The organism is Micromonospora sp. C95 (assembly GCF_018070465.1).
In the GTDB taxonomy this organism is placed as follows: domain Bacteria; phylum Actinomycetota; class Actinomycetes; order Mycobacteriales; family Micromonosporaceae; genus Micromonospora.
In genome coordinates this window covers 257,292-268,965 of the sequence record NZ_JAGPXT010000004.1, presented here as the reverse complement: position 1 = coordinate 268,965, position 11,674 = coordinate 257,292, and the positions used below count along the sequence as shown (strand labels likewise).

At 73.2% G+C, this 11,674-nt stretch carries 8 protein-coding genes and 2 pseudogenes; 5 read left to right on the top strand and 5 right to left on the bottom strand.

What is annotated here, in order from left to right; all coding sequences use genetic code 11:
• Positions 1-65 precede the first annotated feature (65 nt).
• Positions 66-1,601: pseudogene (locus KBX00_RS29795) on the top strand (helicase-related protein); the annotation flags it as partial.
• Between the two features lie 138 nt (positions 1,602-1,739).
• Positions 1,740-2,720 (top strand): annotated as a pseudogene (locus KBX00_RS29790) (ATP-dependent helicase C-terminal domain-containing protein); the annotation flags it as partial.
• Between the two features lie 4 nt (positions 2,721-2,724).
• Here the strand turns inward: KBX00_RS29790 and KBX00_RS07410 are convergent.
• Positions 2,725-3,453 carry a PP2C family serine/threonine-protein phosphatase gene (locus KBX00_RS07410; protein WP_210824588.1) on the bottom strand — a complete coding sequence of 243 codons (729 nt, stop codon included), beginning with the start codon at positions 3,451-3,453 and terminating at the stop codon, positions 2,725-2,727.
• A gap of 219 nt (positions 3,454-3,672) precedes the next feature.
• Between KBX00_RS07410 and KBX00_RS07405 the strand changes: the two genes are divergently transcribed.
• Positions 3,673-6,282 carry a glycoside hydrolase family 9 protein gene (locus KBX00_RS07405; protein WP_307868228.1) on the top strand — a complete coding sequence of 870 codons (2,610 nt, stop codon included), beginning with the start codon at positions 3,673-3,675 and terminating at the stop codon, positions 6,280-6,282.
• A gap of 60 nt (positions 6,283-6,342) precedes the next feature.
• On the opposite strand, the gene KBX00_RS07400 is transcribed toward KBX00_RS07405, so the two are convergent.
• From KBX00_RS07400 to KBX00_RS07390, 3 genes are read right to left on the bottom strand one after another with little or no spacing between them, the layout of a single operon-like run.
• A complete protein-coding gene (locus KBX00_RS07400; RefSeq protein WP_210824584.1) occupies positions 6,343-7,302 on the bottom strand; it encodes a TIGR03885 family FMN-dependent LLM class oxidoreductase in 960 nt (319 codons plus the stop codon).
• Between the two features lie 42 nt (positions 7,303-7,344).
• On the bottom strand, positions 7,345-8,757 hold the full coding sequence (locus KBX00_RS07395; RefSeq protein ID WP_210824582.1) for an NADP-dependent succinic semialdehyde dehydrogenase: 1,413 nt from the start codon (positions 8,755-8,757) through the stop codon (positions 7,345-7,347).
• A 14-nt stretch (positions 8,758-8,771) separates the two neighbouring features.
• On the bottom strand, positions 8,772-9,035 hold the full coding sequence (locus KBX00_RS07390; RefSeq protein WP_164445289.1) for a DUF6343 family protein: 264 nt from the start codon (positions 9,033-9,035) through the stop codon (positions 8,772-8,774).
• Between the two features lie 141 nt (positions 9,036-9,176).
• Here KBX00_RS07390 and KBX00_RS07385 point away from each other — a divergent pair, with 141 nt between their 5' ends.
• On the top strand, positions 9,177-9,800 hold the full coding sequence (locus tag KBX00_RS07385) for an antibiotic biosynthesis monooxygenase (protein ID WP_210824580.1): 624 nt from the start codon (positions 9,177-9,179) through the stop codon (positions 9,798-9,800).
• Positions 9,801-9,916: 116 nt separating this feature from the next.
• Positions 9,917-10,768, top strand: a complete 852-nt coding sequence (locus tag KBX00_RS07380; RefSeq protein ID WP_210824578.1) for a GDSL-type esterase/lipase family protein — start codon at positions 9,917-9,919, stop codon at positions 10,766-10,768.
• Here the strand turns inward: KBX00_RS07380 and KBX00_RS07375 are convergent.
• Positions 10,756-11,520 carry an EcsC family protein gene (locus KBX00_RS07375; RefSeq protein ID WP_210824576.1) on the bottom strand — a complete coding sequence of 255 codons (765 nt, stop codon included), beginning with the start codon at positions 11,518-11,520 and terminating at the stop codon, positions 10,756-10,758. The two genes, KBX00_RS07380 and KBX00_RS07375, sit on opposite strands and share 13 nt — an antisense overlap.
• Between the last annotated feature and the right edge of the window lie 154 nt (positions 11,521-11,674).

The following is an 11,674-nucleotide window of genomic DNA, read 5'->3' as shown; positions in this document are numbered from 1 at the left end:
GTATCGGCGCGGGCGACGCCGGGACTGCCCGGGAGAGCCTGAGGGGGGCGGTGCGAGACTGGGCCGTGCTCTCCGACGTGCCCATCGACCTGCCGGTCCGGCCGGTGTTGCCGGCGTTGGTGGCGGCGCTGGGCTCGGCCGGCAGCGCGGTCCTGGTCGCCCCGCCGGGCACCGGCAAGACCACTCTCGCCCCACTCGCCGTCGCCGACGCGGTGGCCGGGCGGGTGATCGTCGCTCAGCCCCGCCGGGTGGCCGCCCGGGCCGCCGCCCGGCGGATGGCGGCCCTGCTCGGCGAGCCGGTCGGCGGGCGGGTCGGTTACGCGGTTCGGGGTGAGCGCCGGGCCGGACCGCGTACCCGGATCGAGGTCGTCACCACCGGTCTGCTGGTCCGCCGGTTGCACCACGACCCGGAGCTGGCCGGCGTCGACGCGGTGCTGCTCGACGAGATCCACGAGCGCCAGCTCGACGCCGACCTGGCGCTCGCCTTCAGCGTCGAGTCCCGGGCGACCCTGCGGCCGGAGCTGTGGCTGCTGGCCATGTCGGCGACTCCGGAGGCGGACCGCTTCGCCGCGCTGCTCGGCGCCACGCTGCCGGCGCCGGTGGTACGGGCGTCGTCGGCGCTGCATCCGGTGCGCCGCATCTGGACGCCACCGCCCCGACCCGTGCCACCGCCCGGTGCCGGCCCGGTGGACCGGGTACTGCTCGACCACGTCGCGGCCACCGTCCGGCGGGCCCTGCGCGAGCAGGAGGGCGACCTGCTGGTCTTCCTGCCCGGCGTGGGTGAGATCGCCGCGGTCGCCGGCCGGCTGGCCGGCCTGGGCGGCAGCGTCGACGTGCTCCGGTTGCACGGCCGGCAGAGCGGGGCCGACCAGGACGCCGCGCTGCGGGTGGGAGACCGGCGACGGGTGGTGCTGGCCACCGCGTTGGCGGAGAGCAGTCTCACTGTGCCCGGCGTACGGACGGTGGTGGACGCGGGCCTGTCCCGGGTGGCCCGGTTGGACCTGGCCCGAGGGCTGGGCGCGCTGGTCACCGTGCCGGTCTCCCGGGCGGCGGCGACCCAGCGGGCCGGCCGGGCCGGGCGGGAGGCACCGGGACAGGTGTACCGCTGCTGGTCGCCGGGAGTGCACGAGCGGTTGCCCGGACAGCCGGAACCGGAGATCGCCACCGCCGACCTGACCGGCTTCGCCCTCGAACTGGCCGCCTGGGGCGCCCCCGGCGGGACCGGGCTCGCGCTGCCGGACCCGCCTCCGGCGGCGGCGATGACGGTGGCTCACGAGACGCTCACCGACCTCGGTGCGATCGACGCGAACGGCCGGATCACCGAGCGGGGCCGGGCCGTCGTCGCCGTCGGAGCGCATCCCCGACTGGCCCGGGCGCTGCTCGACGGGGCCGACCGGGTCGGCGCCGACCGCGCCGCGCAGGTGGTGGCACTGCTCGCCGAACCCACCGTGACCGGCTCCGGCGACGATCTCGGCGCCGCCTGGCGTCGGTTGCGCGCCGGCAGCGACCCGGCCGCCACCGCCCGCTGGCGCGCGGAGGTGCGCCGGCTGCGCGCCGCGGCGGAACAGGCGCGCGACGGCCGCGTTGGCCCCGACGGCCAAGGGGAACGCGAGCCGACGAGCGGCGGGCAGTCGGACGCCGCACCGGCGAAGAAGGCGAACGACGCACGGACGGACGACAGGCGGGCGACGGGCGAGCGGACCGGCGACGGCCGGGTGGGCGGCGAGCGGACGGCGTGGTTGCCCGACGAGCTTGCCGCCGGGCTGCTGGTCGGGTTGGCGTACCCGGAGCGGTTGGCCCGGGCACGGCGGCCGGGCGGTTCGGCGTACCTGATGAGTGGCGGGACCGCGGCGGAGCTGGCGCCCGGGTCTGAGTTGGCGGGCGTCGACTGGTTGGCCGTCGCGGTGGCCGACCGCGTTCCCGGCGCACCGTCCGCTCGGGTCCGCCTGGCCGCCGTCCTCGACGAGGGGACCGCCCGCGCGGCGGCCGGCTCGCTGCTGCGCAGCGAACGGGAGGTCGGCTGGTCGGGCGGGGACGTGGTGGCCAGGGAGGTGCTCAGACTGGGTGCCATCGAGCTGGTCGACCGTCCCCTGCCCCGGCCCGAGCCGGACGAGATCGCCGCTGCGCTGCTGACCGGGCTGCGCGACACCGGGCTCGACCTGCTGACCTGGACGTCGGCGGCCAGGGCGCTGCGTGAGCGGCTGACGTTCTGCCGGTACGCACTCGGCGACGACTGGCCCGACGTCTCCGACGAGGCGTTGCTGGCCGGTGCGCCGCACTGGCTCGGACCGGAGCTGGCGGGTGCTCGACGCCGGGCCGACCTGGCCCGCGTCGACGTGCTCGGTGCGCTACGCCGGCTGCTGCCCTGGCCGTTGGCCGGACGCCTGGACGAGCTGGCGCCGGAACGGATCACCGTGCCGAGCGGTTCCCGGATTCGGGTCGACTACGCCGACCCGGCCGCGCCGGTGCTCGCGGTCCGGCTCCAGGAAACCTTCGGTTGGGCCGAGGCACCCCGGATCGGTGGTGGGCGGGTGCCGGTGCTGCTGCACCTGCTCTCCCCCGCCGGCCGGCCGGCGGCGGTCACCGCCGACCTGGCCTCGTTCTGGCGCTCCGGCTACCGGCAGGTCCGCGCCGAGCTGCGCGGACGCTACCCGCGCCACCCCTGGCCGGAGGACCCGACCACGGCCACGCCGACCCGGCGGGCCGGACGGCGCGGCTGAGTGCTCACGGCTCGTCGACCACGTCGGCGATGACGACGGTGATGTTGTCCGGTCCGCCGGCCTGCAACGCCAGGTCGACGAGGCTGCGTGCGCAGGCCTCCCGGTCCCGCTGGCCGGCCAGCACCTCGGCCAGGGTGTCGGCCCGTACGACGTTTGACAGCCCATCGCTGCACAGCAGCCAGCGGTCACCGGCCCGGGGCACCATCGTCGCGTACGTCGGCGACACCTCGTCGCCCTGCAACGCCTGGGTCACCACGGCTCGACGGGGATGGCTGCCGGCCTGGTCCGGAGTGATCAGGCCCTGGTCGACGAGCATCTGCACGAAGGTGTCGTCCCGAGTGATCTGCTTGAGCACACCGTCGCGGAACAGGTACGCCCGGGAGTCGCCCACGTGGGCCAGCGCCAGGCAGCTTCCGGTACGCGCGAACAGCAGCGCGGTAAGCGTGGTGCCCATGCCCTGCCGCTGGGGATCCTCGGCGACCGCCTGACGGATCCGCTCGGTGGCCAGCTTGATGCCGTTCTGCAATGCGGCGACCAGCACGTCCTCCGGCGTCTCCACGTCCAGCGGGCCGATCGCCCCGATGGCGATGGCGCTGGCCAGGTCCCCGGCGGCCATGCCGCCCATGCCGTCGGCGACGGCGACCAGCCAGGTACCGCAGTGCAGCGCGTCCTGGTTTCCGCTGCGGATCAGCCCACGGTCGCTCGTCCCGGCGGAACGCAGCTTCAGGGTCATGGCACGCAGCCTGCCAGGAGTAGGGCTCGGTTGTCTCTAGGAGATCAGGACCGCCCGGCGTGGCGCGGTGAATCTCACTGAAGGTGAACATGAAATCTCATCGGATGCGATCGATTGACATGTCCTGCGCGTCCTGGAAACATGCCCGATACCTGGGAGCGCTCCCAGCTCACACCCCCACTTCGCCTGTTCCGTCCCGCTCGTCGGAAGGACTCCCCCGTGACGCCATCCCGACGTCGCCTTGCGGTACTCGCCGCGGCGACCGCCGTGGTGCTGGTCGGCGTTAGCGCCGGCACCGCTTTCGCCGATCCACCCGCTGACGCACCCGAACAGATCCGCAACGGCGACTTCAGCGACGGCTCGTCGCCCTGGTTCTCCTACGGCACCAACACGCTCGGCGTGGTCGACGGCCAACTCTGCGCCACCGTGGCCGCTGGCCTGGCCAACCCCTGGGACGCCGGCATCGGCCACGACGCGCTGCCGCTGATCGCCGGCGCCGAGTACACCCTCGGCTTCGACGTCACCTCCACCCCCGGTGGCCCGGTGGCCGCCGTGCTGCAACTCGGCAGCGAGCCCTACACCGGCTACTACTCGGTCACCGCCGCCGCGACCCCGACCCAGCAGCGCGTCGAGCGCACCTTCGTCGCCCCGACCGACGACAGCCGCGCCCAGCTGATCTTCCAGATCGGCGGCAGCGCCGAGGCGCGGACCGTCTGCCTGGACAACGTCTCGCTGCGCGGCGGCAACCCGCCCGAGCCGTACGTGCCGGACACCGGCCCCCGGGTCCGGGTGAACCAGGTCGGTTACCTGCCCGGCGGGCCGAAGCACGCCACAGTGGTCACCGAGGCCACCGAGGCGCTGCCCTGGGAGCTGCACTCCGCCTCCGGAGCCGTGCTGGCCAGCGGCACCACCACGCCGCGCGGGGTCGACGAGGCGTCGGCGCAGAACGTGCACTCGGTGGACTTCTCGTCGTACCGCACCCCGGGACAGGGGCTGACGCTGGCCGTGGACGGCGAGGTAAGCCACCCGTTCGACATCTCCGGCACGCTCTACGACCAGTTGCGCTCGGACGCCCTGCAGTTCTTCTACATCCAGCGCAGCGGCATCGAGATCGACGGTGATCTGGTCGGCGAGGAGTACGCCCGCCCCGCCGGTCACCTCGGCGTCGCACCGAACCAGGGCGACACCGACGTGCCCTGCGTCGCCGACTCCTGCGACTACCGGCTCGACGTACGCGGCGGCTGGTACGACGCGGGCGACCACGGCAAGTACGTGGTCAACGGCGGCATCGCCACCTACCAGCTGCTCAGCGCCTTCGAGCGGACCAAGAACGCCGCCACCGCCGGCTTCGGCGCCGACCTCGGCGACGGGACGCTGCGGCTGCCCGAGCGGGACAACGGAGTGCCGGACATCCTCGACGAGGCGCGCTGGGAGCTGGAGTTCCTGCTGCGCATGCAGGTGCCGGCCGGCGAGCCGCTGGCCGGGATGGCCCATCACAAGATCCACGACCGGAACTGGACCGGCCTGCCGATGCAGCCCGAGGACGACCCGGAGCCGCGTGAGCTGCACCCGCCGTCCACCGCCGCCACGCTGAACCTGGCCGCCGTCGCCGCCCAGTGCGCCCGGCTGTTCGCCCCGTACGACAAGGAGTTCGCGCAGCGCTGCGGCAGTGCGGCGAAGACCGCGTACGCGGCGGCCAAGGCGAACCCGGCCCGGTACGCCCCCGCCACCGGCAACGGCGGTGGCCCGTACGACGACACGAACGTCACCGACGAGTTCTACTGGGCGGCCGCCGAGCTGTACCTGACCACCGGCGAGGGCACCTACCGGACCGATCTGACCGCTTCGCCGCACCACACCGGTGACGTCTTCGACCCCCGTGGCTTCGGCTGGCAGAGCGTGGCCGCGCTGGGCCGCCTCGACCTGGCCACCGTGCCGAACGGGCTGCCGGCCGCCGAGCGGACCCGGATCCGCGAGTCGGTCGTCACCGCCGCGGACAGCTACCTGGCCGAGATCCGCCGGCAGGCGTACGGGCTGCCCATGCCGGGCGACCCGAACAGCTACTTCTGGGGCGGCAACGGCGCCATCATCAACAACGCGGTCGTGCTGGCCACCGCGTTCGACCTGACCGGAGCGGCGAAGTACCGCGACGGCGCGGTGCAGACGATGGACTACATCCTCGGCCGCAACGCGCTGAACATCTCGTACGTGACCGGGTGGGGCGAGCACGCGGCGGAGAACCAGCACAGCCGGATCTTCGGCTTCCAGCTCGACCCGAGCATGCCGAAGCCGCCGGCCGGTTCGATCGCCGGTGGTCCGAACGCCGCGCTCCAGGACCCGTTCGTGGAGCAGTTGCTGGAGGGCTGCGCGCCGATGTTCTGCTACGTCGACGACATCGCCTCGTACTCCACCAACGAGGTGGCGATCAACTGGAACTCGGCGCTGGCCTGGATCTCCTCGTTCCTGGCGGACCAGGGTGACTCCGCCGCGGTGCCCGCGCCCACCTGCACGGTGTCGTACACCAACTACGGCTCGTGGCAGGGCGGCACCGGCTTCACCGCCCAGCTGAACATCCGCAACACCGGCACCGCCGCGGTGAACGGCTGGACCGCCCGGTTCGCCTTCACCGGCGACGCCAAGGTGCGCGAGGCGTGGATGGCCAAGGTGACCCAGTCCGGTGCCACGGTGACCGCGAAGAGCGAGTCGTACAACTCGCGGATCAACCCGGGTGCGTCGGTGATGTTCGGATTCAACGCCACCACCGGCGGCGGCGCCAACCCGTCGCCCAACCTGGTCACGGTCAACGGCGCGCCCTGCACCGTGTCCTGATCCCCGGGTGGGGTGCCGTCGGCGACCGGCGCCCCACCCGGCCCCCACCCAGTCCGCGGGTCAGGGGCGGAGTTTGGGCAGGACCTGGTCGCCGAAGGTGTCCAGGAAGGGGCGTTGGTCCTGGCCTACGTGGTGGAGGGCGATCTGGTCGAAGCCGAGCGCCACGTACTCCTCCAGCCAGCCGACGTGCCGGCCCAGGTCGGCGGAGATGTTGACCACCTCGGCGAGCCGGGTCATCGGCACCTCGGCGGAGACCGCGTCGAAGTGCTCCGGGGTGGTCAGGTCCCAGCAGACCGGCGGGGCGAAGACGTTGCTGCGCCACTGGTCGTACGCGATCGCCTCGGCCTCGGCCTGCGCCGGTGCCCAGCTCAGGTGCACCTGGAGGTGCACCGGTCCACGACCTCCGGCCTCGCGGTAGGCGTCGATCATGCGACGCAGGTGGTCGGTCGGCGCGTTGACCGTGATCAGGCCGTCCGCCCATTCTGCGCACCAGCGCGCGGTGGCCACGCTCACCGCGGCGCCGACAAGTGCCGGCGGCTGCTCCGGGCGGCTCCAGAGCTTCGCCCGGTCGACCCGGACCAGACCGTCGTGGCTGACCTCCTCGCCGGCCAGCAGGGCACGGATGACGTCCACGCACTCGCGTAGCCGGGCGTTGCGTACGTCCTTGGCGGGCCATGCGTCGCCGGTGACGTGCTCGTTGGCGGCCTCACCGGAACCCAGGGCCGCCCAGAACCGCCCCGGGTACATGGCGGCGAGCGTGCCGATCGCCTGCGCGATGATCGCCGGGTGGTAGCGCTGCCCGGGCGCGTTGACCACGCCGAACGACAGGCCGGTGGCCTGCAACGCCGACCCGAGCCAGGACCAGGCGAATCCGGAGTGGCCCTGGCGCTCGCTCCAGGGTGCGAAGTGGTCGGAGCACATGGCGGCGTCGAAGCCGACCTGCTCGGCGTGGACCACCGCCGCCAGCAGCTCACGCGGGTGGATCTGCTCGTGGGAAGCGTGAAACGCGATCGCCGTCATGCCGCGCTTCACTACCCAGCCGGAGCCAGGTGTAAGCAGCGGCTACTCGGAGTGGGCCCCGGCACCGGCAGTGGCGGCGCCCTCCCCCACCCAGACCGTCTTGACGTTGCAGAACTCGTGCATCCCCTGGGCGGAGAGTTCCCGGCCGTAGCCGGAGTTCTTCACCCCGCCGAAGGGCAGCTCGGGGTACGACGTCGTCATCCCGTTGATGAAGACGGCCCCGGCCTCCAGGTCGGTGGCGAACCGCTGCTGCTCCTGCGGGTCGCGGGTCCACGCGTTCGAGCCGAGCCCGAAGCTGGTGCCGTTGGCCAACTCGATCGCCTCGTCGTACGACGCGGCCCGGTACAACCCGGCCACCGGACCGAAGACCTCCTCCGCCCACATCCGCATGCCCGGGTTCAGGTCCGTCACCACCGTCGGCGGGTAGAACCAGCCCGCTCCGGCCGGCTTCTCCCCGCCGCAGAGCACGGTGGCTCCCTTGTCGACGGCGTCGCGGACCTGCGCGTCGACCTCGTCGCGGCCCCGCTCGGAGGCCAGCGGACCGACGTCGGTGTCGCCGTCCATCGGGTCACCCACCCGCAGCGCCGACATGCGGTGTGCGAACGCCTCGGCGAAGGCGTCGTAGACGTCGGTGTGCACGATGAAGCGCTTGGCCGCGATGCAGGACTGGCCGTTGTTCTGGCAGCGGGCGGTGGTGGCGACCTGTGCGGCCAGTTCCACGTCGGCCGACGGCATCACCACGAACGGGTCGCTGCCACCCAGCTCCAGCACCGTCTTCTTCAGCTCCCGGCCGGCGATCTGCGCGATCGACCGGCCGGCGACCTCACTGCCGGTAAGCGTGGCGGCGCGTACCCGGGGATCGCTCAGGATCCGGTCCACCGCCTCGGAGCCGACCAGCAGGGTGGTGAACGCGCCCTCGGGGAAGCCGGCCCGGCGGAACAGGTCCTCCAGCAGCAGCGCGGTCTGCGGCACGTTGGAGGCGTGCTTGAGCAGGCCGGTGTTGCCGGCCATCAGGGCCGGCGCGGCGAAGCGCATCACCTGCCAGAGCGGGAAGTTCCACGGCATCACCGCCAGCACCGGCCCGATCGGCTGGTAACGGACGAACGCCCGGGTCGCCGAGACCGCCTCGGCGTCGGCCGGCTCGTCGGCAAGGAACCCGGCGGCGTGCTCGGCGTAGAAGCGGCAGGCGGTGGCGCACTTGGTGACCTCCGCCTTGGCGGCGGCGAGCGTCTTGCCCATCTCGGTGGTCATCAGCCGGGCGATCTCGTCCCGCTCCGCCTCCAGCAGGGCGGCCGCCGCGTTCAGCCACCGCCCGCGCTGCTCGATCGTGGTCCCGCGCAGCTGCCGGTACGCCAGGTCGGTCCGTTCGATCGCGCCGTCGATCTGCTCGTCGGACATCGCCTCGTACGTCTTGAGCACCTGGCCGTTCACCGGATTGGTGGTGGCGATGGTCATCAGGACTTCTCCCGTCACTCGAAGAGCGAGTGCCGCGCGCCGGGCTCCTCGCGACGGCGGGCGGCGCGACGACGCTGGATGATGACCAGGTCGACGACGGCAACCACCGCGAAGACGGCGCAGACGACACCCAACCAGGCCACGTCGGCACGAAACGCCAACACCGCGAAAACGGTCATGGTGACGAGCCCGAAGCTGGCCAGCGCCAGCCGCAGGTTCAGCGCACTGTACGCGTGACCGACCGTGCCACGGGCACGCCGGGGCTGTGATCTCGTCATCGTCTCCACCTACCCGACGCCGCCAGAGCTAACCGTCGCCCGCTCCCTTTCGCCGGGTGAGGTCACCGGCGTGCCGTGCGTTGCGTTACACAAGCCCGGTGTGACCCGGCCGATCCGGGCATCGGCGGGGACCATGGAACCATGACCGTGAGCCATGCCGAGCCGGTGACCGTCGCCGTCGCCCGCCGCGCCGACCCCGCCCGCACCGAGGAGATGGTGGCGTGGATGCGGGCCGGCACGGCGCTGGCCGAGGCGTTTCCGGGTTTCCTCGGCGCCGGCTGGGTGCGCCGCGCCCCCGGATCGGGCGACTGGCACATGCTCTACCGGTTCGCCGACCCGGACACGCTGCGCCGCTGGGAGGAATCGCCGCAGCGCCACTGGTGGCTGTCGTCGGCCCAGGGCATCGTCGAGCACACCCACGTCGAGCGGCGGACCGGCATCGAGGGCTGGTTCGATCCGCCGCGCACGGCGGCCGTCGAGCCGCTGGACGCGGAACCGACCGGGTCGCCGTCGCCCCCGCGCTGGAAGCAGGCGGTGACGATCTGGTTGGCGTTCTTCCCGCTCAGTCTGACCGCCACGCTGCTGACCGGCCAGTTCCTGCCGGGGCTGCCGACCGCGGCGCGGGTGCTGGTGATGACGCTGACCCTGACCCCGCTGATGACCTACCTGGTCCTACCCCGGATCACCCGGGCGCTGCACTGGTGGCTGCACGGCCGGGAAGCGCCCTGGCGTGGGCAGCGGACGCCCCGGGCGCCGCACCTTTAGCACGGCCGTCGAAGACATGACAGGGCACTGCCGCATCCCCGACAGCGCGTGACCAACCGACCTCACCCGCGTAGAGTCACCGTGCCGTCGCTCTGCGCTGTGAGGCTAGGGAATTCATGCCTGGACGCTGGACAACCGCCGCCGTCTGCCTGCTCGCACTCGTCGCGTTGGCCTGCGAGGGGGGCGGGGACGCGGCACCGCGACCCTCGGGCGGCACGGCTCAGCCCGGTTCCCCCCGCGTCGTCGCCGCCCTCGGTGACTCGATCACCACCGGCTTCGGGTCCTGCCTGGTCCTCACGTCGTGTCAGCGCAACTCCTGGTCGACGGGGGACGGGCTGCGGGTGGACAGCCACTACCGTCGGCTGCTCGACCGGAACCCGGGCCTGCGCGGGAAGGCGCACAACCATGCCCGGGCGGGGGCCCGTGCGGCCGCGCTGGCCGGTCAGGCGGAGGCGGCGGTACGCGACCGCGCCGACTACGTCACGGTGCTGGTCGGGGCCAACGACGCCTGCCGCGCCACGATCGACGCGATGACCCCGGTAGCCGACTTCCGGGCCGAGATCAACCGGGGGTTGCGGGTACTGCGCGAGGGGCGACCGAAGGCCCGGGTCCTGGTCGTCAGCATCCCTGACCTGTACCGGCTCTGGGAGGTCGGGCACGACGAGCCCCGGGCGGTACGCGCCTGGCGGCGGGGCGTGTGCCCGGCGCTGCTGGCCGAGGCGACCTCGACCGCGCCGGCCGACCGGAGCCGCCGCGCCGCGTTCCGGGAACGGATCGAGGCGTACAACAGTCAGTTGAAGGCCGCGTGCCGCGCCTACGGTTCCCGGTGCCGCTACGACGGCGGCGCCGCGCACCGGGTCCGCTTCGACCTGGATCTGGTCAACCGGCTCGACTACTTCCACCCCAACACCGCCGGTCAGTCCCGCCTCGCCGACGTGACCTGGCGCTCCGCCGGCTACGCCGACTGATCGCCCGCCTGGTCGGGACGCCGTGGCGACGGAATCCGAGGGCCGCCGTGCTGCCGGTAGAGCGCCCGGGAACGCTCGGCCAACTTCTTGGTGGCCGAGGAGTTCGCCCAGGTACCGAGAATGATCGCCGCTCCGGGGACCACCTTGGCGAAGAGCCGCTTCGCCGCGCGTACCCCGGCCATCTGGGCGAGCCGGACCCCGAGGTGCAGCATCACCCGGCCGAGCGGCGCCTGCCCGCCACCGCCGAACAGCGCGCCGGCCCGCTCGCGTCCGGCCGCCACGCCCAGCGCCACCCGGGCGCTCGCGGCGACCTTGTGCACCTTCTGCAGCAGCAGCAGGTCGGTGGCGCGGTCGGAATGTGTCGGGTCGGCACCGTACGCGGCAGCGACGTGCAGGACCATGCGGGACTGGGTCCAGGCCAGCACGCCGACGTCGATCACCGCACCGGGCAGTCCGGCCGCACCGGAGACGGCACCGGAGAGCCGGGCCTGGTTGACGAACCGACGTACCGCCTGATCCGCCAGGGCGTCGGCGCTGGTTCCGGGCTGCGCGGCCCGGGCCCGCTGGGCCCACTGGGCGGCCTCCGGGCCGAGCCGGCGCACCGCCTCGAGCGCGAGGTGCTCGGGAGCGTACTGCGGATCCTGGCGCATCCGGTCCCACAACGTGGCCGGCGGGGCCTCGACGACCCGGCCGCCCGGCGGGGGCGGGGCGGGGGTGACGGGTTGGCCGTCGGCGGACACGGGGTCGCTCATCACCTCTCCTTTCGGTGGCGCCCATCCATGTGTACCCCGCAGGGGCAACGGGGTACCGTCGGCCGATCGCACCGCGACACCGGGCCGGGCGGACCGGCGCGGCAGGAATGCACGAGGATGGCAGGTACGTTCTGGCGATCGGGGCGCCGGCAAT

Coding starts and splice junctions, on each gene's coding strand:
- KBX00_RS07410 (WP_210824588.1), bottom strand. CDS start 3,453: ATGACCCTGAAGCTGCGTTCCGCCGGGACGAGCGACCGTGGGCTGATC.
- KBX00_RS07400 (WP_210824584.1), bottom strand. CDS start 7,302: ATGACGGCGATCGCGTTTCACGCTTCCCACGAGCAGATCCACCCGCGT.
- KBX00_RS07395 (WP_210824582.1), bottom strand. CDS start 8,757: ATGACCATCGCCACCACCAATCCGGTGAACGGCCAGGTGCTCAAGACG.
- KBX00_RS07390 (WP_164445289.1), bottom strand. CDS start 9,035: ATGACGAGATCACAGCCCCGGCGTGCCCGTGGCACGGTCGGTCACGCG.
- KBX00_RS07385 (WP_210824580.1), top strand. CDS start 9,177: ATGACCGTGAGCCATGCCGAGCCGGTGACCGTCGCCGTCGCCCGCCGC.
- KBX00_RS07380 (WP_210824578.1), top strand. CDS start 9,917: ATGCCTGGACGCTGGACAACCGCCGCCGTCTGCCTGCTCGCACTCGTC.
- KBX00_RS07375 (WP_210824576.1), bottom strand. CDS start 11,520: ATGAGCGACCCCGTGTCCGCCGACGGCCAACCCGTCACCCCCGCCCCG.